The organism is Vibrio gazogenes (assembly GCF_023920225.1).
Classification (GTDB): domain Bacteria; phylum Pseudomonadota; class Gammaproteobacteria; order Enterobacterales; family Vibrionaceae; genus Vibrio; species Vibrio gazogenes.
The window spans coordinates 82,499-107,885 of record NZ_CP092588.1 but is presented as its reverse complement, the minus strand read 5'-3'; the positions used below and the strand labels follow the sequence as shown (position 1 = coordinate 107,885).

Sequence of the window (25,387 nt, the reverse complement as noted above, 5' to 3'; positions counted from 1 at the left end):
TTTCTAACAATTATGCGAAAAGTGGGATAAACAGATGTTATCGTCAGAATTACAGCATGTAGATATGAAATCATTAATGGGATTACTCTATCTACTGGAAGAACGAAACGTCAGTAAAGCAGCCAATCGCCTGTTTTTAAGTCAGTCTGCCATGAGCCGCCTGTTACAACGTTTGCGTGACGCATTTGACGATCCGTTGTTCATCAGGACTTCAAAAGGCATGGTTCCGACAGCAAAAGCTGCAGCGCTAGAATACCCAATTCGCCAGATGATCGAGCAAATGGCAGGACTCAACTCCATCCGAACTTTTTCTCCGGACCAAAGTGAGCGCTCATTTCGCTTACAGACAACCCATTATCAGGCCCAAGCTTATGTACCTTATATTGCATCTCAGTTCTACCAAAGTGCTCCACATGCCTCGCTCGAAACCAGTACAATTACCGAAACCAGCCTGATCCACTCAACAGAACATCATGTTGATGTGGTGCTCGCTAGTAATTACATTCAGGTTCCTAACTCATTTGAACGATGCTTACTTGGGCGAGAGAAATTCGGCTGTATTATGTCAAGAAATCATCCGTTAGCGAGTAAAACTCACATTACGTTAGATGACTATATAGCGCATAACCATATTCTGGTCAGTATGGGCGGAACATCTAGAAACTTCATTAATGACGCGCTTAAAGAACAGGTCAAAGAGCGACGATTCTCTTTCCGAACCCCTTATTTTCTTGCAGCATTGGCAACCGTAGGACAGACCGATCTGCTACTCAGCTCTAGTCGTCTGCTGGCCGAACGATTCCAAGATCAATTTGGTCTGACGATTCGAGATCTTCCTTTTTCCTTTCCAGACCCCAAATATTATCTTTGCTGGCCGAAAGCACTGACAGATGACCCGGGTAGTCAGTGGTTTCGTTCACTGTGTCGAGACGTGATACAGGATACAATTCCCTATCCAGAGAAAAATATTAGCCCTGAATAGATTGATGATCATTCACCGTTCATCTTTCGGTGAGTCCATCACCACCATGGTGGTAATCGTATTGACTTGAGCACATTCACCCAATACTTCGGAATGAAACCGCTTATAAGCCAGCAAGTCTTTCGTCTCAACACGAAGTAAGTACTCATTATCACCGGTGATGTTATGACACTCTGTCACCTCAGGTGCAAACTGTACATGCGCTTCAAATGCCAATTGAGCATTTTTACTGTGATCAGACAACCCAATAGAAACATAAGCAACGAAACCGATCTCTAGCTTATGTTTATCAATAACCGCTCGGTAGCCTTTAATCGTTCCGTTACGTTCCAGCTCCTGGACTCTTCTTAACGTTGCCGAAGGTGATAACCCAACCCGCTCAGCAAGTTCAACATTCGAGATTCGTCCAAAGCGAACCAACTCTTGTAATATTTTTTCGTCAAATCGATCCATCTTTAACTCATTGTGTTTAAGAGCCGCGTCCAAGCTATAGTAACGGTGGCGGTCGTAATGTAAACCCGTTTCTTCATCATCGTATTCTCTTAAAAGGACAGTCACCTTTGTGAACTCGAAAGGACTGCCTAAAACTCACCCGACTGCAAAATATTGCAACATCACAGGGCGATCTCTTATAGTGTCTGCCATATCAAAAAATGAGTCAGTCGAAGTGTCAGGAAAAGCGATCAAATCTCCGTGCGTGGGATACTGTAAAAATGAAGATGGTCTTTGTTCGGGGTGCTACCGAACGATGGAAGAGATCCGGCAGTGGCGCCATTATACCGATCAACAAAGAGAACAAATTATGCAACGACTGAGCGGAACAGCAACCTCTCATGCTTGCCCGCAATGCGGAGAACCGACCTATTGTGGTGTCCATGCCGGTGAATCAGACTGTTGGTGTTTTCACATTTCAACCCGAGAGAAAACGGGGGCAGCCCACTGCTTGTGTCGTCGCTGCCTTGCCCGACAGCCGCTGCTATAACAAAATCTTGTCTCCGTACCGCGGCCCTCGGTGCGACATTATGCTTTTGCCGCTAATGCATGCCCTTCAAACTGAATCCCTGCCCAACCGGTGCGCATAAAGTTACGGATATTCTGATGATCCTGATTTTCAGGGTGTTGTAGAACATCCTGACGATAAAAGTCCCCAAAACAAGCCAGCGTTTCTTCAGGACTCAACTGATGTAATTTCGCAAAGGAAAAGATTTTACATGAGCCTTGGTTTTCATCTGCGTCGTTGATCATCTCACCATTGCTAAATCGAGTCGGTATAAAATCATAGTGCTCCTCAATCACACGCATCACGCCAGAAAAATCAACTTGCTCTGGCGCAGTACGGATCACATCAAGTAATTCATTACATGTCATAAAAATGGTCTCTAGTTAGGCGGTTCACACGAAGCTCTGCTCAATCTGACGGGTTGAAAATGTATTCATCAGCCACATCAGGCAGACAAAGCGATAATGAGTCTAACAAAAATAAAGAGGATTGATCATGAAAATGAAGGCATCAGTTTCTTCTTTCAGGCACAGAAAATGCTGTTTCTCTCCAGACTTCTGTGAGTCTTGCCGACAGAATGAGGATTTTTTTAGCAACTATTGAGCAGAAAAACTTAATGTCATCAATAATTAACTTAGATGTGCTCGCTCTGACAGAAGCATGTCCCTTGCAAATGACGACGATACGGACTGAAACCAAGGCATTGAAAATATGGGATCACAGACTGAAAAGCCGATACAAGAAGCAGATCAAGAGATGGAAGAGATGAAATCGATTCACCCACTGCGAAGCCGCTTGGGACGAAGAATCATTTTTATTTTGGTACTACTCAGTGGGACAATCACTTTTTTAGCGACCCTAACGCAGCTCTATTTCGACTACAACAAACAATTTAGTAACGTTGATCGACGCCATCACGAAATCCGGAATATTCACACCCACTTGCTGGCTTCATCACTGTGGAATTTTGATCTCACCATTTTGCAGCAAAGAGTTAATGGGCTAATTAATCTGCCTTATATTGATTATTTGGAAATACAGTCTGACAACTATAAAATCAGTGCAGGAACACCAGTGACGGGGCAAGCAGTCAGCCATCTTTATCCGCTGACTTTTCAAGACCCGATCACCGGGAAATCAGAACAAATCGGTACGATTCGCGTTGAGTCGGATATTCAGCAAATCTATAACTCGCTGATGCATGACTTTTTGGTCATTCTGTCAATCAATACGATTAAAACGGCACTGGTCTGCTATCTGATTCTGATTATTTTCCACCATAGTATCAATCAACGTATTTACGCAATTGTCCGCTACCTGAGACAATATAATCCCAGGCACAGAACCCACCCCTTACGCGTTTATAACTATCCGATTATTACGCAAAAAAATGATGAATTATCTCTTTTATGCAATGAAACCAATAAGTTAACTAAAAACCTCACAATTTTATATCAGAATATTCGCTTCGAACAGGCGCGTTTAGCGGATTTTGCCCACGTCTCGTCTGACTGGCTGTGGGAAACGGACTCGGCTCTGAAACTGGTGTATTGCTCAGAAACCATGCTGGAAGTACTCAATTTACAAGAAAACCATCGTTTGGCATTCCATGAAATTGAACAATTTCAAACAGCAATTCAGTTACAACAATCCTTAAACGGCAAGCAAAACTTTCACCACTGTGAAGTGGCTCTCGACTTGAACGGGCATAAGATGTGGCTAATGTTTCAGGCACAGGCGCGCTATGACAATGAGCAGGATACATTCTTAGGCTTTCGTGGCACAGCACTGAATATTACCGAGCTCAAATCTGTACAAGCTGAGCTAGAACAATTCAATCAAAGTTTAGAGAACACCGTCCAGGAACGGACACATGATTTGGCACAGAGTCTCAAACAACTCAAACAGGCACAGGCACAGCTGATCCAGTCGGAAAAATTAGCTGCACTCGGTGGGTTGGTGGCTGGTGTCGCCCATGAAGTGAACACCCCGTTGGGGATTGCGGTAACCGCAACATCGCTCATTGAGGAAGTCACTGCGGAATTTGAACGTGCATTTCGCGATCAAACTTTAACGTCCACTCAGTTTATTGAACTAACGGAAAAACTGAAATCGAGCTCAGAATTACTGCAAAGCAATCTAAGCCGGGCATCGAAGTTAATTCGGGACTTCAAACAGACCGCTGTTGATCAAGTGTCTGAAAATCATAGTGAATTCAATATTCATCAGGTGCTGATGGCATTAATTGCCAGTATGCATCCAGAAACCCGCAAGATTCCGGTGTCACCACAACTTGAAGGGGATGAGGCGCTGACAATGATGAGTTTGCCGGGAACATTAACTCAAATTATCTCGAATTTGATTATGAACAGCCTCGTCCATGCTTTTGAAGGTGACCATCCGTCACCGGAAATTCATATCAAATTCTATGCAGAAGGCCAGCATATTATTTTTGAATATCAGGATAATGGTATCGGTGTCCCACACTCGTTACACGAAAAGATTTTTGAGCCCTTCTATACCAGTAAAAGAGGTCATGGCGGTTCGGGACTGGGGCTCAATCTGGTCTTTAATCTGGTCACCCAAAAACTGAAAGGTCATTTGAAATTTACCTCAGAGCCGGGTCAAGGCGTTCAGTATCGCATTCAGCTCCCGAAGACATTGGATTAATTTGCAACACACACTTTCTCAGGGTGAACAATTGTCGGCTAGGGTCTCAAGGATATGACAACAGGTAAATACAGCACAGAATTGATTTCCCCGTTGCGGAGCCGTCTTGGCCGACGTGTGATGTTCATCCTGATTCTGCTCAGTAGTGTGTTTACATTGATTTCCACGGTGGCTCAGCTCTATTTCGATTACACACAACATATGGATCATATTGAAAAACGCCATATAGAAATTCGAGACGTGCACACACATGTACTGGCTTCGTTTATGTGGGATTTTAACCTGACACGATTGCAGCAGAGAATGGATCATCTGGTGCTTTTATCCGATATTGACTATTTGAAAGTTCAATCCGGTAATTACAACCTCGCCGTTGGTCAACCGCTCACTTCAGGGATGATCCGACATGTTTACCCACTGACTGTTCGCGAACCGGTAGGTGATGAAACAAAATTGATCGGCACCATTACTGTTGAATCGAGCCTCGAAAATATCTACAACACCCTGATTCGTAAGTTTTTGACAACATTAGCGATTAATACCCTCAAAACCATATTGGTCTGTTATCTGATCCTCGTTATTTTTCACCGCAGCATCAATCAACGGATATACTCGATTGTTCGCTTCCTGCAACGTTACAACCCGATAAACCCGGGGACGCAACTTGAAGTCTATCAGGCACCATTTATCACACAACACGATGATGAGTTATCGTTGCTGGTCAAAGAGACCAATAAATTAACCCAAAGCCTCGGGGCTTTTTACCAGAGCAATCATTTGGAACGGACTCGCTCAAGACATTTTGCACTCATATCATCTGACTGGCTCTGGGAAACGGATGACTCACTCCGGCTGATTTATGCCTCGGAAGGCATGTTAAACGCCTTACATCTATCGGAACGTCATCCTGTCCCTTTCAAGCAAATCGAAGCGTTACAACCAGCACAGGGGCTACATTGTTTTCTCACTCACAAGCAGAGTTTCCAACAGTGTGAAGTCATCATCATTTTGGATGGCATCCGACAATGGTTTGTCTTTCAGGCGCTGGCCCGCTATAACGACGCGCATGAATTCCTCGGCTTTCGGGGAACGGCGCTGAATATTTCTGAGCTAAAATCCGGACAGCTGGCCTTAAAACAGCTCAATCAAGAGCTGGAATATAAAGTCAGGCAACGCACCGATGAGTTGGCGCAAAATATGACACAACTCAAGCGAGCTCAAACTCAACTGATTCAATCAGAAAAATTTACCGCACTCGGCGGATTGGTTGCCGGTGTCGCGCATGAAGTCAACACCCCTCTTGGGATTGCAGTCACGGCGACATCAATCGCAGAAGATGTCAGAAAAATGCTGGAAGAGAGCTTCCATCATCAGACACTCACAACCCATCAGTTTACGGAACTCACCCAACAATTAAATTCAAGTGTCAAACTGTTGAAAAGTAATCTCACTCGGGCATCTCAATTAATGCAGAACTTTAAACAGACAGCGGTTGATCAAATATCAGAGTGCCAAAGTCAATTCAACATCTATCAGGTCTTGCAAGCCTTAATCGTCAGCATGTATCCGGAGACCAGAAAAGTGCCGGTTGACCCGGTGTTGGAAGGGGATAAAAACCTCATGATGAATAGTTTTCCGGGCAGTTTGACGCAAGTGGTTGCCAACCTCATCATAAATAGCACGCGTCATGCATTCAGAAATACACCAGTTGCACCGCAAATTGTGATTCGTTTTTATGTGGAGGATGAGTCGATTGTATTTGAGTATCTCGATAACGGCATCGGCATCCCTGAGGATTTACATCAAAAAATATTTGAACCGTTCTATACCACCCAAAGAGGGCATGGGGGCTCGGGGCTTGGCCTGAGTTTAGTGTTTAATCTGGTAACCCAACGACTTCAGGGAACATTACAGTTTTCATCAACGCCCGGACAAGGTCTGCACTACCGGCTCAAACTTCCCGGGCAATTAAAGATTCAAGAGCCGGAAACCGTATCATAACGATTCAGACTCAATCGGGCAGACTATTGCGAATGTTGATAAATTCATCCCAGTGCGCCATAAACAAGTCAACAAGCTGTGGGTCAAATTGTTTTCCTCGCTGGGCTAAAATTTCCTGTTTGATCTCGTCATCTGTCCAACTTTCTTTATAACACCGTTTCGCCCCTAAAGCGTCGAAAACGTCTGCCAGTGCAGTAATTCGGCCACAAATCGGGATATTTTCTCCGGATAAACCATGAGGATAACCGGTACCATCCCATCGTTCATGATGATATTCAGCGATGTTTTTCGCCATTACCATCAACGGACGAGCTGATTTGCTCAAAATTTCGACGCCATACTCCACATGTTTTTGCATGATAGTCCATTCTTTATCGTCCAACTTACCGTTCTTATGCAAAATACAATCAGGCACAGCCACTTTACCGACATCATGTAACGGTGCAGCATGTTTGATCATTTTGACTTGCGCTTCAGTCATGCCATACAACTGAGCCAAGCGTTCACTATACAATGATACGCGTTGTACATGTGCGCCGGTCTCTTTGCTACGAGCTTCGACAGCATTCGAGAGGTTATACACCAGCTCCACCGAGGTTTCCTGCAAATCGACAAACAAGTTGATGTTGTCGAATGTCATGCAGATGTTCTGCATGTATATTTCCAACAACTGTTTATCAATATCTGATAATTCACCGTTCAAATTGACATAGAGAAGATTCGTGACATCCCGTTCATCGCGGGTATGGAAAACATAAGCGTCCCCATAATTTTGGGAGGCACGTTTTCTCAAGACTTCCTGACAGCGCTGAGCAACCAAATCCGGTAGCACACTAAAACTACACTCTTTATAAAAGGAAACATATTTCCCCGTTGCAGCCAGCGTCAGGGCCCGCTCTCCGTCTTCACGATCATGAGGATAAACGATGCAGTAAAAAGCAGAGGCTTCGAGCCCGAGGAGAGAGGTCAGTTGTTTCAATACCGTTGTCGCATAAGTTTTCAATGTTCTGGTATTTTGGACCTTGGCTGAGGCTTCAATGACTCTGCTTAATCCCTCCTTTTGTTCTTCAATGAGACATAAGTCCCGATATGCCCTCAGCATCGAATAGAGTAAAGTCCTTAACTTCTGGGTGGTGAGCTCCGTTTTTTCTTTGTAGTCATCAATTTCATAATCTTGAATCACCTTTTCTTCCGGCGCCTGACCTGCTTGCCCTGTCCGTAGGACCAACCGGATAATACGATTACGACAGGTCTCTCGGATAAAGCGGACCAAATCCAGTCCGGCATGTTCCGTTTCCATCACGACATCTATCAGTGCCAGTGCAATATCATCTTCTTGTTTAAATACTTCTTGGGCTTCACTGCCAGAATATGCGGAGATCAATTTCAAAGGGCGTTTCTGAAAAACAAAATTACTGAGCGCCAGTTTTGTAATCTGGTGCATTTGTGCGTCATCATCCACCAGCAACACTTTCCAAGGTTCTAAACCTTGAACATTAGTCGATGAGTGACTGTCTTTATTTTCTTCATGATCTGAAGAACCTGAACGCATATCTGCAAATAATTCCATAAACACCTCTTTGTCATCGACCTAATATAGTTTTAGCACACTCCCCATAACTCTTAATGGTTTTATTCTCACTTATCGGAACAACATCAAAAAAGCATTGTCCTTTCATATAGGTTATATTTTAAAATCAAATAGTTATGATTACAGGGACAGTCACTACACAGGTCACAAAGTTACAATTCAGGTTGCACGAATTTGAAACCGATGCGTCCAGCTCTGAGAGCCGACCGAAATCAGGTTGAGTCGTAGGTGTGGAGGATGTCAGAGGAAGGCACACTGAGTCGGACATCTAGCGTCCCTCAGATAGCGACCAACCCATGTCATCGAAGCATTAATTAGTGATAGAGCGATAGTGAATGGATCAATTGAGCAACAGATGGTGTCGTTAATGTATCGATCGTCTTGCCTTGATGAAGTCCTTGGCGGATATCCGTACTGCGAACGGGTACTTTTTCCGGACAGGCCATGACATTAAATTGCTTGAGGATATCTTTCGCACGAAAAAAGCGGGCAAATTGAAACAAATTATCCGGCCCCATAACAAACGTTAGTTCATCCTGCGGATAAATCTTCTGTAATGCGGTCAATACCGCATAAGTGGTAATGTGCTTGCCGGGAAAATAGAGCTGTTCTTCAATTGTAGAACGTTGAATTTTATCACCGCCTAAATCGGATATCAGAGCATCAACCAAGCGACATCGTTGCTCGTAAGGGAGCATCTTCTTCCCCCATGCATGGGCGAGACTCGGGACGAGTAAGATTTGATCAAAATGACTCAGTGAATCAATCACACTTTTATGACCCAAGCTTGGTGGGTTAAAAGCGCTGCCAAATACAGCGATTTTCAACATATCCTTCCTTTCTGGCAATTATCCGGTTTTCTAATTCAACGAAATAGGTATGATACTAAAAAGTTGCTATATACCCAAGTGACCTTAAGATAGATATAGGATTCCGTATATCTCCCGATCGCGGTGGCTTGAGTGTCATACTATCAGTTTATTCTTGTTATTAGTTTATTCTTGTTATTAGTTTATTCTTGTACGAAAAGGAATCTCAAAATGGAACAGCTTATTCGCGAGGAAATGCGTGTCCAACCTACTATCAACCCAGAGTATGAAATTCAGCGTCGTATTGACTTTATTAAACGCAAACTGACTGAATCCGGCTGTAAGTCTCTGGTGCTCGGTATCAGCGGTGGAATTGACTCGGCCACTTGTGGTCGTCTGGCACAGTTGGCGGTTAATCAACTCAATGAGGCACATCCCGACACCCCATATCAATTCATCGCGGTCAGACTGCCCTATGGTGAACAGAAAGATGAAGATGAAGCGCAACTTTCTATCACCTTTATTGAGCCGAGCCATGCTGTTTCTGTGAATATTAAAGCCGGCGTTGACGGGCTTCACGCTGCGTCTCACCAAGCACTGGCAGGAACGGGATTACTCCCCGAAGACCATGCGCAACTGGATTTCGTGAAAGGTAATGTCAAAGCACGTGCCCGTATGATTGCCCAATATGAAATTGCCGGTTATGTGCGTGGCCTCGTGCTCGGCACCGACCACTCTGCAGAAAATATTACCGGTTTTTATACTAAGTTTGGTGATGGTGCATGTGACCTCGCCCCATTGTTCGGATTAAATAAACGTCAGGTTCGTCAGGTCGCTGCGACACTGGGCGCACCGGATGTACTGGTCAATAAAGTGCCGACGGCTGATTTGGAAGAACTGGCACCGCAAAAAGCGGATGAAGCAGCGCTGAATCTGACCTACGATCAGATTGATGATTTTCTGGAAGGGAAGCCTGTCCCGCAGAGTGTCGTTGATCGATTAGTCGCAATTTATCAGTCCACTCAACATAAACGTCAGCCAATTCCGACAATTTACGACTAATCTCCCCCACCTTAATGTTGTGGAAGATCAATCATCGCATGATTTTCCACAATTCATTAACATTCCCATCTAGTAAACAACACATCATATTTGCATCGTAGTCACGTTTTTATCCCATAATGTGAGTTCTCTCCGATCACATAACACTTTTGAAAAAACGGTGGGTGAATATGACTATCGTCAATATTTTTTTTACCGTATCGATGATGATGAAGTAACGAATTATTATAGGAGTTTACAATATGTTGTATATAGAGTTTCTGTTCCTATTATTGATGCTTTACATTGGCTCTCGATACGGCGGTATCGGCTTGGGCGTGGTGTCTGGCATCGGTTTGGTTATCGAAGTATTTATCTTCAAAATGCCACCGACCTCACCACCCATTACGGTAATGCTCATCATTTTGGCCGTCGTCACCTGTGCATCCATTCTTGAAGCCGCTGGCGGATTGAAGTACATGCTACAGATAGCCGAACGACTGTTACGGAAAAATCCCAAACGCGTTACCCTCATCGCACCATTTGTCACTTATACCATGACCTTTATGCTGGGTACCGGCCATGCTGTTTACTCCATTATGCCAATCATTGGTGATGTCGCACTGAAAAATGGTATTCGGCCAGAACGTCCGATGGCTGCTGCTTCTGTGGCTTCACAGGTAGCGATTACAGCGTCTCCGATTTCAGCGGCTGTGGTTTATTATCTGGCTCAGTTAGTCAACGTTCAGGCCAATATCACACTCCTCTCTATTCTGATGGTCACCGTGCCAGCTACACTTTGCGGTACACTCGCGATGTCGTTATATAGCCTGAAACGGGGAAAAGAACTGCAAGATGATCCTGAGTATCAGGCACGTCTGCAAGATCCGGTTTGGCAAGAAGAGATTAAAAATACAACCGCCACTACGCTGAATGAAACCCTACCGGCAAAAGCAAGAAACTCTGTTTTACTCTTTATTGGCTCAATTCTCTGTATTGTCTTAATTGCGATGGTGCCGGAAATCAGAACCATTAGCGAAGGGGCAAAACCCATCAGTATGGCCGTTGTCATCCAGATGATGATGCTCTGCTTCGGTGGGATCATTCTGCTGGTCACCCGCACAAACCCGAAAAATGTCCCCGATGGCGTGGTCTTTAAATCTGGGATGGTTGCAGCCATTGCAATCTTTGGGATTGCCTGGATGTCAGACACTTATTTCAAATACGCGATGCCTCAGTTCAAGTCCGGGATTGTTGAAATGGTTCAGTTATATCCTTGGACCTTCGCGCTGGCGCTCTTCGTGGTTTCTGTCGTGGTCAATTCTCAAGCCGCAACCGCTCGGATGATGCTGCCTGTCGGACTGGCGCTGGGGCTGAATCCTGCACTGTTGATTGGTCTGATGCCTGCCGTTTATGGTTATTTCTTTATTCCAAACTATCCATCGGATATCGCTACCGTCAACTTTGACGTCTCCGGCACGACGAAAATAGGAAAATGGTACTTCAACCACTCGTTTATGGCAGTCGGTCTCATTGCCGTTGTGACGGGCTGTATTGTCGGTTATCTGCTGGCTCAGGTCGTGATAGGTTAAGATGATAAGTTAAAGGTGATTGGCTCGACTTTCCCCGCACATACCTCATGCAACAAGCCCCTGAATATCAGGGGCTTGCCTTTTCAAACGCTGGTCTGTTCAACCGTGAATTCCTGGAATAACAAGTGAAATCACCTGAACCGATGATGTCTCATCTAAGCTATTTTTCGTCTATCTATTTCTCATCTAACACAACGCGCGCATTACGTGCCTGAACGGGGCGATTGTTGTGTCCCATAGCAGAAGTCAGTTCATTCTCCTGCTGGGTCGAGAGTGTTTTCGCCTGTTTCATGACAAACCAACGAACTCCTTCACTACACGGTGGCGTGGTGAGCGATCCATTGAAACGATAATATTTCTGCGTTGCCGGTAATAGATCTTTCACAGGGAAAGAGACTGGCACAGCATCGCCTTTTTCCGGTAATTTCTGTGCCAACAGCGCCAACGCCGGATTAGCAGCCCCGATATCAAACATCACAGCGATAACCGCGAGATTGCCGTCACCGTCTTGATTGACAAAGTGAGCTTCCAAAGGATATTGGTGACTCTTAATCAAATTTTCGGAAGGGGTATGAAAATGAAATTGCTTCAGTTCAAAGTGCTTGCCATCAACGGTCAGCGTGTTGTGGCCTGTTACGGTCGCCTGCAACGTATGACCATTGTTAGTCAGGGAGGTCACTTCCCCTTGGTAATCAACCGCCAAAGGCTTCAGTTCTGATGTGACTGTATCCGTCAGATTAATCGGACTCTGGTTTTTCCCGGTTTCACAGATCTTGGAAACATGTCCCCAGTGTTTCGGACCATTTTCACCAATATATCCCCATTCTGAAGCCTGAGTCATGGTGGAAAATAAAGCGCCTACTGACATTGCCAATATGATTTTTTTCATTGTTTCTCCATGTCGTGATATCAAATACGATTACGATACAACGGGTCGGTTATTTCTTATTTTTGTGAGTAATCAAAGATTAAGCTGAAGATACCTTGTCGGTGTTTGAGTCTATCTCACCAAACTTCGGTACTCAATGACGACTTGATTGCCATCCACATAAACCGAATCAATATCACCATCGATAATCACTCGATTGACGAGTTTGACTTGCTGTTGTCCTTCTCGTTGCTGTTTGATCAGGCTGGGCATGAACTGATAGGGATCGACATGGAGATATCGACAAAAAGATTGTACGAATTGTTGTGTCAGAGGCTCACGCCCCCGCAAAATGTTAGACAGTTGAATTTGGGTCAGCCCCAACTGTTTAGCCACTTCCATCTGTGTCAGATGCATTCTCGCTTTTTGCGACATCCAAACATGATAAAGTGCCTCAAGATCATCCGGTGTATATGTCATGAAGGGATCTCCTCTCAGAACGTTTTGCTCGCCATCCGATGGTTAACAGCAACGAATGGCGATCAACAACGACGAATACCGATAAATCCCGACAACATGACAGATGTGTATGGGTCATGTGTCAACCAATCGTCATGATTGATTCACAACACTACTCCTGAGAAGGCGCGGTCAGCAAACTATCAAACGTCTTGTGACCGTGTAGTCCTTCAAAGTCTGACTCTTCAGCAATGAACTCTCGGAGTGAAGGACTGAGATCGACGGCGAGCTGTAGATCAATAATCGCCTGCTCTTCAGCGCCCAAACGCGCGTAGGCACAAGCGCGTTGATACAGCGCCGGACCGTTGGTTTCATCGAGCTCAAGCACTCGGTTACATAAGCTCATTGCCCAGTGATATTCTTTCATTTCCATCACAGCATCAGCTTTATAGGTCAATGCTTCTAAATCTCCCGGACGGATTTTCAGAATTTCATCATAAACTTGCACCCGTTGGTCTGGTGTTTGGACACTCTGCGCTCTGAGCCACAAGTTGTGAATCTCATTGATAATCTCAATCTCGCGATTATTGTCCGTGATGATCCGCGTTTTGCGCTTCAAATCGCGCTCCAAGGCGAGAAATTTTTTCTCATAATCTTGCGCAATTTTATTTAAGCGTTTATCGGCCAACTCACGCGTGTTGGTTTTCACCTCTTTCAATGAATGCCAGCCAAATAAAGCTATCAATGACGCTGCAGCAGCGATGATATAAAAGAAATAAGTAACCGTGACATTGGCATAATTCATTGATTTATCAGCAACGCTCAATTCCCGATCCGTTATCTGGATAGTTAAACGGCGTTCCAGATCTTGTTGATCTTGTCGAAGTGATTTTAGCTCATCAAGAATATAGCGCTCGATAAGCGGACGATCCAAGATATCAGTTTGTGAGTATTTCTGTTCCGGTTCTGCAACGGCAGTTCTCAGAAAAAAAGACAGTATGATTCCAACCATCAGTATAATTTTTAACACGGCAGACCCCTTATTCTTCACATCACTTATCTTCTACACGGCAAGCATCATCCACATTGTCTAATGAAATACAGCACGAAACAATCCACAGTAGATAAAAAATAATTAATTTGTACACAAATAATTTCGCAAAGGCATGAAAAAAATAAGGAAATAAATATTAGTTTAAAATCAACAAGTTATGTTTACAAAAAAATATCAAAAAATAGAAGCGCTTGATTTTAATCCAATTAATGCTTAGAGTTCATTATATATAGTTGTTAATTTTAAACAATATGGGTCATGATGACATGGAAGCTATCTTAGAAGTAAAGCAGCTTTACAAAATATTCGGGGAGTCAGTTGACACCGCCTTTCCCTTAATGGAAAAGGGGCTGGATAAAGACCAAATTTTTGAAAAAACAGGCCTCACGGTCGGTGTCAAAAATGTATCTCTCTCGATTCAGGAAGGCGAAATTTTCGTGATCATGGGGCTCTCCGGCTCCGGAAAATCGACACTAGTCCGCTTATTGAATCGCTTAATCGAACCAACACAAGGCAGTGTTCTGCTCAAGGGCCGGGATATTGCACATATCTCCGCGTCAGATCTCCGTGAAGTTCGGCGTAAGCAAATTTCAATGGTTTTTCAGAATTTTGCACTGATGCCGCACATGTCAGTCATCGACAATACTGCATTTGGCTTAGAGCTGGCGGGCATAGATAAAACAACCCGCTATGAGCGCGCCCAAAATGCACTGTCACGAGTCGGGCTGGATGCTTACGGGGACTCTTTTCCAGATGAACTTTCCGGAGGAATGAAACAACGGGTCGGACTTGCCCGGGCATTAACCAATGACCCGGATATCCTGTTAATGGATGAAGCTTTTTCAGCACTCGACCCGCTCATTCGTACTGAGATGCAGGATGAGCTGATTCGCTTACAGAACGATGATAAACGGACCATTGTTTTTATTTCCCATGATCTGGATGAAGCCATGCGTATCGGTGATCGAATTGCCATTATGCAAGATGGTGAAGTCATTCAAGTCGGCACACCGGATGATATTCTGCACAATCCCGCCAATGATTATGTGAGTTCCTTTTTCCGCGGCGTGAATGTCGCCAATATTTTCACGGCAAAAGATATCGCCCTGAGAAAAACCGCCACAGTTCTGAAGAAACATGACAATGATGGACCAGCCGCAGCGCTACAACTGCTACTGGATAATGACAGGGAGTTTGGCATTGTTGTCGATCGGGGCTATAGCTATGAAGGCGTCGTCTCCATCGATTCACTTAAAGAAGCTCAAAAACAAAAACATTCACTCTACAGTGCACTCCTCCAAAACACGATTCATGTTCATGCCGACACCCCCATCAGCGAATTAATCGGTCAAGTTGCGACCGTCCCTTACTCACTGCCAGTCATCGATGACAATAACCGTTATCTGGGTGTTATCAGCAAATCCCGATTACTTCAGACTTTAGACAGAGAATAATTATGGCAATGGAATCCACACAAAACGTTGACCCTTGGGCGACAAGCACCGCTGCGAGCAGTGACTGGTTAAATGCCAGCACGCCACCACCAGAGACATTTCACTGGTTACACCCATTTAAAGACGCAATCATCCCCTTTGATCAATGGGTAGAAACGGCACTCAACTGGCTAGTAACGCATGGACGCCCGCTATTTCAGGCGATCCGCATTCCGATCGATTTAATCCTCAGCTCATTCCAGACCGTATTAGTCACCACACCCGCTCCCATCATGTTAGTGGTGTTGTTTTTGCTGGCTTGGCAAATGGCCGGGCTACGCATGGGGATCGTTTCACTGATTTCATTAATTGTGATCGGTCTGGTCGGTGCGTGGAGTGGTGCAATGGTGACATTGGCCTTGGTCATGACCTCGGTATTTTTCTGCTTACTGATAGGGCTGCCGCTCGGCATCTGGTTGGCCCGGAATCAGACGGCCGCGAAAATAATTCGGCCAATACTTGATGCGATGCAGACAACCCCTGCGTTTGTCTATCTCGTTCCTATTGTGATGTTGTTCGGGATTGGTAATGTCCCCGGTGTCGTCGTGACCATTATTTTCGCACTGCCGCCCATCGTTCGATTGACCATCCTCGGCATCCAACAAGTTCCAGAAGAACTGGTTGAAGCCGGTCATGCTTTCGGTGCAAGCCCGAAACAGATGTTGTATCGCATTCAGCTTCCTTTGGCGATGCCATCGATCATGGCTGGCGTAAACCAGACACTGATGCTATCACTTTCTATGGTGGTCATCGCTTCAATGATTGCCGTGGGCGGACTGGGACAAACCGTATTACGCGGTATTGGTCGGCTCGATATGGGGATGGCAGCTGTTGGCGGACTTGGGATTGTGATTCTCGCCATTCTATTGGATCGCATTACGCAAACCATCGGCATTGCAACCCGGGATAACAAAAGTCGTTGGTATCACTCTGGTCCCGCCAGTTTCATCTGGCGACTGGTTGCAAAAAGAAATTAACCAGGGTTACGAAATAACAAAGCCACGCAGCACGAGGGAATATCGCCAGTCAGTCACGAACTCAACCATAAGTCTCGTTTCTGATTGGCTGACCATAGAACCGGACCTTCACATCAATGAAGTGTATTCCAGCGGTTCTTTTCCTTAAGACCTGAAGAGGCCCAAATGCGAAGTATTGAGGTAATTCGGGCATTGATAAGCTCATCTATATAAGGAAATCAAATATGAAATATACACGGAGAATGTTGATAACCACCGGTCTGGTATTATCAACGTGTCAAGCCTCACTGGCTTTTGCTGAAGATTTACCCGGAAAAGGGATTACGGTTCAGCCCGTTCAATCCACAATTGCAGAGGAAACCTTTCAGACGCTAATCGTCAACAAAGCGATGGAAGCTTTAGGCTATACGGTTTTACCCACCAAAGAAGTCGATTACAACGTCGCCTATACCTCGATTGCCAACGACGACGCAACTTACCTTGCTGTTGGCTGGTTCCCCCTCCACGACAACAAATATAAAAAATCAGGTGGTGACGACGCGTTCTATGTTGCAGGCAACTATATTTCAGGTGCGGCACAGGGCTATCTCATTGACAAAAAAACAGCCCAGAAATACGGAATTACCAATATTGAACAGTTAAAAGATCCGAAACTGGCTAAGCTTTTCGATACCAACGATGATGGTAAAGCGGATCTTACCGGATGTAACCCCGGTTGGGGATGTGAAAATGTTATCGAGCATCATTTAGATGCTTACGGTTTACGTCAAACTGTGACACACAATCAGGGTAAATATTCGGCACTGATTGCTGACACAATCGCTCGCTATCACAAAGGTCAGCCGATTTTATATTACACATGGACACCGTATTGGGTCAGTGGTGTATTGGTTCCGGGAAAAGATGTTGTCTGGCTTCAAGTACCGTTCTCAGCACTACCCGGCGATCGGAAGAACATTGATACCAGTCTCCCGAATGGTAAAAATTATGGTTTCGAGATGAACACAATGAGAATTGTTGCGAATAAGAAGTTTGCACAAAATAACCCAGCAGCCGCGAAGTTATTCTCACTCATGAAGCTCAACATCAACGATGTGAATGCAGAAAACATGATGATGAGTCAGGGAAAAAATAGTTCCGCGGATATTGAAGCGCATGCCAATGGTTGGATCAAAGCTCACCAGAAATTATTTAACTCTTGGATAAAACAAGCGAAAGCCGCAGCGCAATAGTCACGCTAATCCATACTGAAACCATCGTCAGGTCGATCTTGAGGCCTGTCTGATGGTTTCAGATAGATTCTCCCAGAATCTCACCACTTCCCTTTGATTTTTGTTCCTGCCGTTTTTATTCTTGAGTATCATAGCCGTCCAAGTAACCGTAGGATTCAGTGTATCTTTAAGACCACACATTCAGGAAGTGCTGCCTCAATGGACATCCCATAACCATATGCTCCGGTGCAGATCTTTTCTGATGCAATCTGGTGTTATGAATGCATTCTCGGAGTGAAAAAATTGAGCGATCAAAACGACTTATCCTTATTTATTGAATCACTGACACAAGCCGATGATATTGACCAGTCAAAACAACTGACCTCATATCTGAATCACGGTATGGATTCGGATACTGTCGCGCGTTTACTTGAGGCCTTAAAAGTAGAGCAACGGGTCAAGCTCTGGCGGGCTTTACCCCTTGAATTTCATATTCCCGTTCTGACGGAAATGCGTTCAGAAGCTCGGATTTCAGTGATTCAAAGTCTGACACCGACTGAACTGAAATTAATCCTCACGAAGCTAGATAACCTGTCGCTGTTGGAGTGGGAAGACTCCCTGCCTGATGAAATCATCAGTGAAGCACTGCGATTAATCAGCCGGGATGAATTGGAACTTTATGACCAAGCCAACCAGTATGATGACAACCAGCTTGGTCACTGGGCAAACCGTAAAGTGTTTACTTTGCCGTTCAACATTCGGGTCAGTCGTGCCAGAATCTTGTTGGATAAATATCAGGATGATCCGACGCCTTATATTTATCTGATCAATAAAGATAAAAAATTCCGAGGTCTGATCAGTTCCGCAGATTTACTGACCGCAGACCTGTCAGCACCGCTCAGTTCACTGAATAAAACCAATCTCACCCAACTCAAAGCAACCGCACCACTTTCAGAAGCCGTCAGTGCGCTTGAGCATTCGGAATACCCGACGCTCCCCGTATTGGGGGATTACGGAATCTTGATCGGTGTAGTTGACTGGCAGTTTACGCTTAGCGTTCAACGAGAAATTTACGAAACCCGCCTGATGGCAGGGACCGGTATTCACGAAGGGGATGACTTGTTTGCCCCCGTTTTCAAAGGGGCACAAAAACGGGGAGTATGGCTCGGTATTAATCTGATGACAGCAATTCTGGCTTCTATCACAATTGGACTCTTTGAAAATGTGATCGCTCAAGTCGTTGCTCTGGCTGTGTTGATGCCCATTGTTGCCTCGATGGGTGGTATTGCCGGTAGTCAGACCCTCACATTAATGGTACGAGCGATGGCTTTAAACCAGATCACGTCCGGCAACCGATGGACTTTCCTGAAAAATGAACTGGGGATTGGCGCATTGAACGGCCTGTTCTGGGCATTGATTATCGGAGCTATCACTGGCCTATGGTATCAATCGCTGGGATTGGGGATGACGATCGCTTTCGCCATTGTCGTCAACATTGCAACGGCTGGATTGTTTGGGGTTTTAATCCCGATATTGTTGGATAAATTCAAACTCGACCCTGCACTGGCAGGTTCGGTCATTCTGACAACCGTCACCGATGTCGTCGGCTTTTTTGCTTTTCTGGGGACGGCCGGTGCGATTTTACTTTAAGCAGAATGACTGTCCGGTACATGACACTCAACAGGTTGGTGCAATGCATGTTTGACCATCAACTGTCGCTCGATACCTTTGAGTTTAATGTCATCCAGCATCAAGTTGACCATATTGAGTAACCGCTGCTGCCCAAGAGGCAGCAGATAACTGAATTGATGTTGCCCCAACTGCGTCAGTTCTCGAACGACAACCAATGGTGATTCGGCCACCTGATAAAACTGCGCGAATGGCGTTTCAGTCATCATCACATCGATCTGCCCGGCCTCGACGGCCAGTGGCATATTTAAATAGTTCTCAAACGGCACAATCGTGGCTGCCGGAAAATACTGTTCAGCCAATGTTTGATAGATTTGACCAACATGCACACCAATTTTTACCTCAGGACGGTTGAGTTGCTCAAAACCACTGAAACGTGATTGGTTGTCCGCTGTTGTCATCAACACATGATGAAAAGTCAGGTAACTTTGCGTCTGTTCAACCTCATACTGACCAGAGACTGAACGAGGAATCCCACCCATCGCGATATCAAACTGGTCTGAATACAACCCGGAAACCAGCGCCTGCCTTGCAGTCAACACGAACTCAACTTCAACCCCCAACTGCTCTGCCAAATAAGCAGCCATGTCAATGTCATAGCCGGAAAATGTCTCACCATCAAAGTATGATAGTAAATGGTAATCTCCCGGTGTACCAACCCGCAAGCAACCTCGTTTGCGAATATATGCCAATTGATCTGTCTGAGTAATAAAACGCATAAAACCGGCAATCAATATCATCAATTCAACCACTTATTTATTTGATGTACCCACAGACCTGATCATATCATCAGGACTTTTATAGTACCGTATTTCTGATCGTATTCTGCTTCGGAGTAAGGTAGGCTTGCTGTAAATATCTCCGAATAGCCAGCATCGCTTGGGTAAAAGTCTTACCACGCTTCCAAGCTAAACCGACACTCATCGGATCGATCACATCATCCAGAGAACGAGTTTCAATCCGCCGCCCTTCTAAAGACCACGGCCTGTAAACGAGATCAGAAAGAATGGCAACGCCCAATCCGTTTGCAACATCATTTACCAAATCGGGGCGTTGAGAGAGATTGCATCCGCTCACGAAATGCCCTTACAGCATATCAAGCCCCACGGTGCATTATACATGCATCTGGCCAACAACGATGAAGCGGCCAACTTATTTATTCATCAGCTCCACCGTCTTGCACCAGAACTTATCTTATATGTGATGCATGGCTCACGGCTCCATCAACTTGCATTAGACAAAGGTCACTCAGTCATTTGTGAGTTTTATGCAGATCGAGAATACGATCAAAGTGGCTCAATCGTCTTTTTTACCCGGAAAACCGAAATGTTGGACCCGAATCAGGTTGCAAAAAGAGTCCTCAAAGCGTGTCGCAAAAATAAAGTAACGACCATTGATAATCAGGAGATTTCGGTACAATTCGACTCAATCTGTATTCATAGTGACGCCCCGGGCGCGTTGGCACTCGTTCAAGTCGTCAGACAAACGCTGGAACAAGCCGGTATTTCGATTCAGGCGCCCAACCGTGTGAATCGTTAAAATCTATATCACCAAGATTGAGGTAAGGAATGACAAGTACACATCAAATCATCTCCCCGTTACCCGGTATTTTTTATCGGCGTCCGGCGCCTGACGTAGCAGAATTTGTCGCTGAAGGGAGTGAAGTACACCGTGGTGAGGTGATTGGATTAATTGAAGTAATGAAACAGTTTTCCGAAGTCACTGCAGATGTCGATGGCATCCTGAGATCGTTTTATATCGAGAACGAAGATTTTATTGAACCCGGTCAAGTGATTGCCAGTATTGAATCGCCAAAGTAACCCCATACTCGCGAAGTCAAAATGGTAAATGCAACGGCCTGTCGGGAATATTCGCTGGCCAGTAAGAGGAAGGAGAATGAGGACATGCCTGAACAATCAATCCGATACTCTTTCGGGGGCGATGAACACCTGTTTGCTGAGATCGCCGAGTCGATGTCACTGCCTGCATTTTTCCGCGGGTTAGACATAACCAATCGCTTGAAAGCGATGAGTCTATCGGGAATTTTAGATATCTGTCTTGCCAACGCATCGTTTCAAATTCGGTTCAATCCCGACCGGATATCGCCACAAACATTGCCGGACAAAGTAAAATCACTTGAAAGTGCCCGCAGCATCACCCATCGTCTCAATACTCGGATCATTGAAATTCCTGTTTATTACAATGATCCTTGGACACACGAAACGCTGATGCGTTTTCGGGATCGGCATCAATCGCCTGAACAAACTGATTTAGAATATGCTGCGAGCTTAAACGGGCACGGCAACATTGAAGACTTTATTCGTGCACATAGCCACTCCCCCTGGTTTGTCTCGATGGTTGGATTTGTTGCCGGCCTCCCCTTTATGTTTCAAATGGTCGAGCAAGAACAGCAACTTGAAGTCCCGAAATATCTGACCCCCAGAACCGATACCCCCAAACAGACTGTCGGTCACGGTGGATGTTTTGACTGCATCTGATTCCTAAACGTTTCTTGCGGCCGATTCATAAAGAAACAACGATTCGGGTCGTTGAGGGGCTATATGCACATCGAGTAACGCCAACAAGCCTGCGCCGTTTTTATCGAGACGAATGGCTGGTCGGGAGCGAAGCTGACCGCATTGGTTATCGCTTTAAAGGCAGTCATTCACTTGAATTCAAACCAAGAGTTCCGCCGTTTGGTGCCGGTTCTGATCCGTCAAATATTGTCGATGCCTGCTATCCGATCGGTTCCATCCAAGTGCCGTCAGGTAAGGAACCCATTGTGCTCCTTCGCGATGCCGTCTCAGGCGGTGGTTATGCGACTATCGGGACAGTCATCAGTTCAGACCTTGACCTGATCGGCCAAATGCAACCCAATTACAAAGCTCAGTTTGAGTCAATTACGATCGAAACGGCACTACAAGCCAGAAAAGAAACAAATCTGCGCTTACAGCAACTCGATGAACATTTGATGCTGTGATATCGGTAGAATATAGGTGACTTCATCAATATCGGCTCAAATAAAAAAGCCATGCTCGTCATATGGATGACAAGTCATGGTCTTTTTGTGCCGATTGATATTTCTATCATCGGACATGATCACAGTCTCTATCCTGACACTGCGTTTCAGAGTCTCATCAAACGCGTCAAGCCTCGCTTAGCGGTTGATACGGAAGTAAAGCGTTAACAAAACGCCTGTACATAACATAACCAATCCAACTTCGATAACCATTCTGCTTTCTCCATTCGATCAAATCATTACTGCATCATTTGCAATAATGAATATAGATGCATATGAACTTTATTATAATTTTAATGATATTAATCATTATAAAATGATTACTCATTTTTATAGTTCTCTGTATTTCGGTTGTCAAAATGAATGGATGTATTTTACAGTGAAAATCACGACTGTCTCATTTGTGAGAATTGTTATCACGGCTATGGCCGTTGAAAACCAGCCCGAACCCGTGCCACTTTTTCCCGAATCACACAGCCTTTTTCGTGATCATTGACCAGTCCCATTGCCTGTAAAAATGCATATATCGTCGTTGGCCCGACAAACTTCCACCCCATCTTTTTCAGTTGCTTCGACAAAGCCACTGATTCCGGTGAAGTGGATACCGATTGAGGTTCTTGTAATGTGGCTGGATCCGGCTCATAGCGCCAGAAAAAAGCCGCCAAAGACCCTTCCTGAGCCACCAGTTCCTGCGCTCGTTTAGCATTGTTAATAACCGCTTCAATTTTTCCACGATGCCGGATGATACTTGCATCTTGTAGCAAACGTTCGACATCCTGCTCGGTAAACTGAGCCATTTGGTTAAAATCAAAATTCAAAAAAGCCCGACGAAAATTCTCTCGTTTGGCTAGGATCGTCCGCCAGCTCAAACCAGACTGAAAGCTCTCCAGACATATTTTTTCAAACAAGGTTCGGTCATCATCGACCGGAAATCCCCATTCATGATCATGATAGTCAAGAAAATCAGTGGTCGTGCTACACCATTGACACCGCTTCAGGCCATCAGGGCCAATATATTCATCACTCATATTTTTCTCTCAAATACACCAATTAAAACAATAGTAAATGAAAAAACTGCTTATCAGAGACATAACCTTTCATCTTCGAAGCAATTAGATATATTATGTGAAATTCAAGCAAATCTATTCAAAATCTAAATAGATTTCTTAGAAAGAAATAAGTTACAATTTATTAACAATTTGGATGGTGAGCACCGTCGCAGACTCAATATGATGTTGTCTTTTTTTAATATAAGATATCGTAGAAAATACCAAGAAGTATCTCAAATAGCCTGCTTCTTTACTTTATTTCTGATTTTTTTCCCCCACGAAGGATATGCAAATCCTGATGACCATTTTTCCCTTTCTGGGTTTGGCCGGATAACCGCGGGTTATTTGACGACCTCCCAGGCAACGTATATGGAATATTCGGATCGCATCTCTCTGAAACCGGAAACATTACTCGGTTTGCAAACGTCCTACCGCTTCAACTCCGCCTTTAGTGCAACAGTTCAAGGCATCGTACGAACACAGCGTTCCGCAGACCAAGATCTCATTAATTGGGCGTACTTTTCTTATCAACCGGGCGATAACCTCCAATTGAAAGTTGGCCGATTACAAACCCCCTTTTTCGCGTTAAGTGATGTCCTTGATGTCGGTTATGCCTATCCTTGGATCTCTGCACCGCAGCAAATCTATAAAAGTTGGCTGTTCCCGACATATCACGGGGTTGATTTAGCATGGGGCCATGCTAGTGACAATATCGACGCATCTATCGAAACTTATTTAGGACATTACTCAGGTACACACGACACCAATTTCGGGACAACTGAATTCGATGTCAAAGTCTTTGGTGGACTGATTGCACATCTTAATATCGATGACCTGACACTACGGATGTCTCATCACCACGGGCAAGTAAACCTGAATAAAGCAGAGCTGAATCAGTTGCAAGCAGCACTAGAAAACGGCGGTTATACAAAAACCGCAAAGGCTTTGGGGCAGAAACACTGGATCGACCTTGAAGAGGTAGCGATAACCTATGAAACCATCGATTACTTCTTACGTGCTGAGTGGAGCATGATTAATCCTCGGCAAGGATATTTGATTAAAGATATTCACAGTTATTACCTTTCCGCCGGCTACAATATTCACCCACTGACATTTTATACCACCTTTGCGCAAAGCCATGTCAGATATCAATCATATGCCAATGAAGTACCAATATCTGACAGTGAACTCTATCAAGCCGTCAGTACACTGAAATCCAGAACTCAGGATAATTTAACGACATGGACTTTTGGCACTCGCTGGGATGTACACCCCCAAATCGCACTCAAAGCAGAAGTCACCTTATTAGATGGCAAACCTGAGGAAAACGCTTTTTTTGATTCGATTCAGAATGACTTCAGCAGAAATGCCAATCTCTACAAAATCAGCCTAGAGTGGGTGTTCTGATGAGTAGAGCACCGCAACGACATCGCTTCTATCACATATTTAGCTTTTGGCTGGCGCTGAACTTAGTGATTTTATGCCCGCTCAGTTATGCCAAATCACCGCCGGGTATTCTTGTCATCGCCAATGTAGCAGCACATCTGCCAATATTAACCCACCATGAAGTCAGACAAATATACATGGGTGGAACACTCAGCCGTAAATATCGAGCGGTCGCTTTAAAGGTTGGCAACCCCACTCGAATACTGTTCAATACTAAAGTGATTGGTTTAACCGAAAGTCGGATTCAATCCTACTGGGCACAATTGCTGTTTACGGGACGAAGTCACCCGCCACTCGAACTCTCGTCCGTGAAGGAATTGCTGAACTATGTTGCAACAACAGATAACGCGATCGGCTATGTACCGACACAAGTGGCGCTCCCCAATAATGTGATTGTGGTTTATCAAAAATAACAATTGGCTAGAATACAACCAAA

The 25,387-nt window shown here is 44.8% G+C and carries 26 protein-coding genes; 16 read left to right on the top strand and 10 right to left on the bottom strand.

Annotated features, from left to right (window positions below; translation table 11 throughout):
* Nucleotides 1-34: 34 nt before the first annotated feature.
* Nucleotides 35-982: a LysR family transcriptional regulator gene (locus MKS89_RS16105; RefSeq protein ID WP_072954301.1), complete on the top strand. Its 948-nt coding sequence runs from the start codon at nt 35-37 to the stop codon at nt 980-982.
* 12 nt (nt 983-994) lie between these two features.
* Here MKS89_RS16105 and MKS89_RS16100 read toward each other — a convergent pair whose 3' ends face one another.
* Nucleotides 995-1,435 carry an Lrp/AsnC family transcriptional regulator gene (locus tag MKS89_RS16100; RefSeq protein WP_021021310.1) on the bottom strand — a complete coding sequence of 147 codons (441 nt, stop codon included), beginning with the start codon at nt 1,433-1,435 and terminating at the stop codon, nt 995-997.
* A 181-nt stretch (nt 1,436-1,616) separates the two neighbouring features.
* Between MKS89_RS16100 and MKS89_RS16095 the strand changes: the two genes are divergently transcribed.
* Nucleotides 1,617-1,964, top strand: coding sequence for a cysteine-rich CWC family protein (locus MKS89_RS16095; RefSeq protein ID WP_306345703.1), 348 nt, complete (start codon nt 1,617-1,619; stop codon nt 1,962-1,964).
* 38 nt (nt 1,965-2,002) lie between these two features.
* Here MKS89_RS16095 and MKS89_RS16090 read toward each other — a convergent pair whose 3' ends face one another.
* Nucleotides 2,003-2,350 carry a HopJ type III effector protein gene (locus MKS89_RS16090; RefSeq protein ID WP_072954299.1) on the bottom strand — a complete coding sequence of 116 codons (348 nt, stop codon included), beginning with the start codon at nt 2,348-2,350 and terminating at the stop codon, nt 2,003-2,005.
* Between the two features lie 388 nt (nt 2,351-2,738).
* Between MKS89_RS16090 and MKS89_RS16085 the strand changes: the two genes are divergently transcribed.
* Both MKS89_RS16085 and MKS89_RS16080 read left to right on the top strand, forming a co-directional pair.
* Entirely contained in the window at nt 2,739-4,652 is a 1,914-nt protein-coding gene (locus MKS89_RS16085; protein WP_235862537.1) for a sensor histidine kinase, read from the top strand.
* A gap of 54 nt (nt 4,653-4,706) precedes the next feature.
* Nucleotides 4,707-6,653 (top strand): sensor histidine kinase, encoded by a 1,947-nt coding sequence (locus tag MKS89_RS16080; RefSeq protein WP_072954293.1) that lies wholly within the window; start codon nt 4,707-4,709, stop codon nt 6,651-6,653.
* A gap of 10 nt (nt 6,654-6,663) precedes the next feature.
* On the opposite strand, the gene MKS89_RS16075 is transcribed toward MKS89_RS16080, so the two are convergent.
* Complete coding sequence (locus MKS89_RS16075) at nt 6,664-8,223, bottom strand: DUF3369 domain-containing protein (RefSeq protein WP_072954291.1); 1,560 nt, start codon at nt 8,221-8,223, stop codon at nt 6,664-6,666.
* A 335-nt stretch (nt 8,224-8,558) separates the two neighbouring features.
* The gene (locus tag MKS89_RS16070; protein ID WP_072954288.1) at nt 8,559-9,074 is read right to left on the bottom strand and encodes a nicotinate-nicotinamide nucleotide adenylyltransferase; all 516 of its coding nucleotides are present in this window, start codon (nt 9,072-9,074) and stop codon (nt 8,559-8,561) included.
* Nucleotides 9,075-9,284: 210 nt separating this feature from the next.
* On the opposite strand from MKS89_RS16070, the gene nadE reads away from it, so the two are divergent.
* Together nadE and MKS89_RS16060 are read left to right on the top strand one after the other, a co-directional pair.
* Nucleotides 9,285-10,115, top strand: a complete 831-nt coding sequence (nadE, locus tag MKS89_RS16065) for an NAD(+) synthase (protein WP_072954286.1) — start codon at nt 9,285-9,287, stop codon at nt 10,113-10,115.
* Between the two features lie 242 nt (nt 10,116-10,357).
* A complete protein-coding gene (locus MKS89_RS16060; RefSeq protein WP_072954283.1) occupies nt 10,358-11,686 on the top strand; it encodes an anaerobic C4-dicarboxylate transporter in 1,329 nt (442 codons plus the stop codon).
* 175 nt (nt 11,687-11,861) lie between these two features.
* Here the strand turns inward: MKS89_RS16060 and MKS89_RS16055 are convergent, their stop codons facing one another.
* The 3 genes from MKS89_RS16055 to MKS89_RS16045 all read right to left on the bottom strand — a co-directional run bounded on the left by MKS89_RS16055 (nt 11,862) and on the right by MKS89_RS16045 (nt 14,025).
* A complete protein-coding gene (locus tag MKS89_RS16055) occupies nt 11,862-12,575 on the bottom strand; it encodes a carbonic anhydrase (protein ID WP_072954281.1) in 714 nt (237 codons plus the stop codon).
* A 111-nt stretch (nt 12,576-12,686) separates the two neighbouring features.
* The gene (locus MKS89_RS16050) at nt 12,687-13,034 is read right to left on the bottom strand and encodes a helix-turn-helix domain-containing protein (protein ID WP_072954277.1); all 348 of its coding nucleotides are present in this window, start codon (nt 13,032-13,034) and stop codon (nt 12,687-12,689) included.
* A gap of 151 nt (nt 13,035-13,185) precedes the next feature.
* A complete protein-coding gene (locus MKS89_RS16045) occupies nt 13,186-14,025 on the bottom strand; it encodes a tetratricopeptide repeat protein (protein WP_072955056.1) in 840 nt (279 codons plus the stop codon).
* 308 nt (nt 14,026-14,333) lie between these two features.
* Between MKS89_RS16045 and proV the strand changes: the two genes are divergently transcribed.
* The 4 genes from proV to MKS89_RS16025 all read left to right on the top strand — a co-directional run bounded on the left by proV (nt 14,334) and on the right by MKS89_RS16025 (nt 19,398).
* Nucleotides 14,334-15,521: a glycine betaine/L-proline ABC transporter ATP-binding protein ProV gene (gene proV / locus MKS89_RS16040; RefSeq protein WP_072955054.1), complete on the top strand. Its 1,188-nt coding sequence runs from the start codon at nt 14,334-14,336 to the stop codon at nt 15,519-15,521.
* 2 nt (nt 15,522-15,523) lie between these two features.
* On the top strand, nt 15,524-16,537 hold the full coding sequence (gene proW, locus MKS89_RS16035; RefSeq protein ID WP_072954275.1) for a glycine betaine/L-proline ABC transporter permease ProW: 1,014 nt from the start codon (nt 15,524-15,526) through the stop codon (nt 16,535-16,537).
* A gap of 242 nt (nt 16,538-16,779) precedes the next feature.
* Nucleotides 16,780-17,769, top strand: a complete 990-nt coding sequence (gene proX, locus MKS89_RS16030; protein ID WP_373636468.1) for a glycine betaine/L-proline ABC transporter substrate-binding protein ProX — start codon at nt 16,780-16,782, stop codon at nt 17,767-17,769.
* Between the two features lie 339 nt (nt 17,770-18,108).
* The gene (locus MKS89_RS16025) at nt 18,109-19,398 is read left to right on the top strand and encodes a magnesium transporter (protein ID WP_373636469.1); all 1,290 of its coding nucleotides are present in this window, start codon (nt 18,109-18,111) and stop codon (nt 19,396-19,398) included.
* Here MKS89_RS16025 and MKS89_RS16020 read toward each other — a convergent pair.
* Complete coding sequence (locus tag MKS89_RS16020) at nt 19,395-20,177, bottom strand: transporter substrate-binding domain-containing protein (protein WP_072955050.1); 783 nt, start codon at nt 20,175-20,177, stop codon at nt 19,395-19,397. The two genes, MKS89_RS16025 and MKS89_RS16020, sit on opposite strands and share 4 nt — an antisense overlap.
* Before the next feature lie 58 nt (nt 20,178-20,235).
* Nucleotides 20,236-20,514 (bottom strand): LysR substrate-binding domain-containing protein, encoded by a 279-nt coding sequence (locus MKS89_RS16015; protein ID WP_131814830.1) that lies wholly within the window; start codon nt 20,512-20,514, stop codon nt 20,236-20,238.
* A gap of 3 nt (nt 20,515-20,517) precedes the next feature.
* Here MKS89_RS16015 and MKS89_RS16010 point away from each other — a divergent pair, with 3 nt between their 5' ends.
* The 4 genes from MKS89_RS16010 to MKS89_RS15995 all read left to right on the top strand — a co-directional run bounded on the left by MKS89_RS16010 (nt 20,518) and on the right by MKS89_RS15995 (nt 22,417).
* Nucleotides 20,518-20,976 (top strand): LamB/YcsF family protein, encoded by a 459-nt coding sequence (locus MKS89_RS16010; RefSeq protein WP_242656009.1) that lies wholly within the window; start codon nt 20,518-20,520, stop codon nt 20,974-20,976.
* Nucleotides 20,977-21,005: 29 nt separating this feature from the next.
* Complete coding sequence (locus MKS89_RS16005) at nt 21,006-21,257, top strand: acetyl-CoA carboxylase (RefSeq protein WP_072954266.1); 252 nt, start codon at nt 21,006-21,008, stop codon at nt 21,255-21,257.
* Between the two features lie 84 nt (nt 21,258-21,341).
* Nucleotides 21,342-21,935, top strand: coding sequence for a 5-oxoprolinase subunit B family protein (locus tag MKS89_RS16000; RefSeq protein ID WP_083571242.1), 594 nt, complete (start codon nt 21,342-21,344; stop codon nt 21,933-21,935).
* A gap of 14 nt (nt 21,936-21,949) precedes the next feature.
* Nucleotides 21,950-22,417, top strand: a complete 468-nt coding sequence (locus MKS89_RS15995; RefSeq protein ID WP_242656008.1) for a 5-oxoprolinase subunit C family protein — start codon at nt 21,950-21,952, stop codon at nt 22,415-22,417.
* Between the two features lie 461 nt (nt 22,418-22,878).
* Here MKS89_RS15995 and MKS89_RS15990 read toward each other — a convergent pair whose 3' ends face one another.
* Nucleotides 22,879-23,484, bottom strand: coding sequence for a DNA-3-methyladenine glycosylase I (locus tag MKS89_RS15990; protein ID WP_072954264.1), 606 nt, complete (start codon nt 23,482-23,484; stop codon nt 22,879-22,881).
* A gap of 390 nt (nt 23,485-23,874) precedes the next feature.
* On the opposite strand from MKS89_RS15990, the gene MKS89_RS15985 reads away from it, so the two are divergent.
* On the top strand, nt 23,875-24,912 hold the full coding sequence (locus MKS89_RS15985; protein WP_072954261.1) for a hypothetical protein: 1,038 nt from the start codon (nt 23,875-23,877) through the stop codon (nt 24,910-24,912).
* Nucleotides 24,912-25,364, top strand: a complete 453-nt coding sequence (locus tag MKS89_RS15980; protein WP_072954258.1) for a hypothetical protein — start codon at nt 24,912-24,914, stop codon at nt 25,362-25,364. The genes MKS89_RS15985 and MKS89_RS15980 overlap by 1 nt, the downstream gene beginning before the upstream one ends.
* The last annotated feature ends 23 nt before the right edge of the window (nt 25,365-25,387 follow it).

Bases quoted from the DNA above. Each gene is read 5' to 3' on its own strand.
- MKS89_RS16105 (WP_072954301.1), top strand. From the start codon at position 35: ATGTTATCGTCAGAATTACAGCATGTAGATATGAAATCATTAATGGGA.
- MKS89_RS16100 (WP_021021310.1), bottom strand. From the start codon at position 1,435: ATGGATCGATTTGACGAAAAAATATTACAAGAGTTGGTTCGCTTTGGA.
- MKS89_RS16090 (WP_072954299.1), bottom strand. From the start codon at position 2,350: ATGACATGTAATGAATTACTTGATGTGATCCGTACTGCGCCAGAGCAA.
- MKS89_RS16085 (WP_235862537.1), top strand. From the start codon at position 2,739: ATGGAAGAGATGAAATCGATTCACCCACTGCGAAGCCGCTTGGGACGA.
- MKS89_RS16080 (WP_072954293.1), top strand. From the start codon at position 4,707: ATGACAACAGGTAAATACAGCACAGAATTGATTTCCCCGTTGCGGAGC.
- MKS89_RS16075 (WP_072954291.1), bottom strand. From the start codon at position 8,223: ATGGAATTATTTGCAGATATGCGTTCAGGTTCTTCAGATCATGAAGAA.
- MKS89_RS16070 (WP_072954288.1), bottom strand. From the start codon at position 9,074: ATGTTGAAAATCGCTGTATTTGGCAGCGCTTTTAACCCACCAAGCTTG.
- nadE (WP_072954286.1), top strand. From the start codon at position 9,285: ATGGAACAGCTTATTCGCGAGGAAATGCGTGTCCAACCTACTATCAAC.
- MKS89_RS16060 (WP_072954283.1), top strand. From the start codon at position 10,358: ATGTTGTATATAGAGTTTCTGTTCCTATTATTGATGCTTTACATTGGC.
- MKS89_RS16055 (WP_072954281.1), bottom strand. From the start codon at position 12,575: ATGAAAAAAATCATATTGGCAATGTCAGTAGGCGCTTTATTTTCCACC.
- MKS89_RS16050 (WP_072954277.1), bottom strand. From the start codon at position 13,034: ATGACATATACACCGGATGATCTTGAGGCACTTTATCATGTTTGGATG.
- MKS89_RS16045 (WP_072955056.1), bottom strand. From the start codon at position 14,025: ATGGTTGGAATCATACTGTCTTTTTTTCTGAGAACTGCCGTTGCAGAA.
- proV (WP_072955054.1), top strand. From the start codon at position 14,334: ATGGAAGCTATCTTAGAAGTAAAGCAGCTTTACAAAATATTCGGGGAG.
- proW (WP_072954275.1), top strand. From the start codon at position 15,524: ATGGCAATGGAATCCACACAAAACGTTGACCCTTGGGCGACAAGCACC.
- proX (WP_373636468.1), top strand. From the start codon at position 16,780: ATGTTGATAACCACCGGTCTGGTATTATCAACGTGTCAAGCCTCACTG.
- MKS89_RS16020 (WP_072955050.1), bottom strand. From the start codon at position 20,177: ATGATATTGATTGCCGGTTTTATGCGTTTTATTACTCAGACAGATCAA.
- MKS89_RS16010 (WP_242656009.1), top strand. From the start codon at position 20,518: ATGCCCTTACAGCATATCAAGCCCCACGGTGCATTATACATGCATCTG.
- MKS89_RS16005 (WP_072954266.1), top strand. From the start codon at position 21,006: ATGACAAGTACACATCAAATCATCTCCCCGTTACCCGGTATTTTTTAT.
- MKS89_RS16000 (WP_083571242.1), top strand. From the start codon at position 21,342: ATGCCTGAACAATCAATCCGATACTCTTTCGGGGGCGATGAACACCTG.
- MKS89_RS15990 (WP_072954264.1), bottom strand. From the start codon at position 23,484: ATGAGTGATGAATATATTGGCCCTGATGGCCTGAAGCGGTGTCAATGG.
- MKS89_RS15985 (WP_072954261.1), top strand. From the start codon at position 23,875: ATGGAATATTCGGATCGCATCTCTCTGAAACCGGAAACATTACTCGGT.
- MKS89_RS15980 (WP_072954258.1), top strand. From the start codon at position 24,912: ATGAGTAGAGCACCGCAACGACATCGCTTCTATCACATATTTAGCTTT.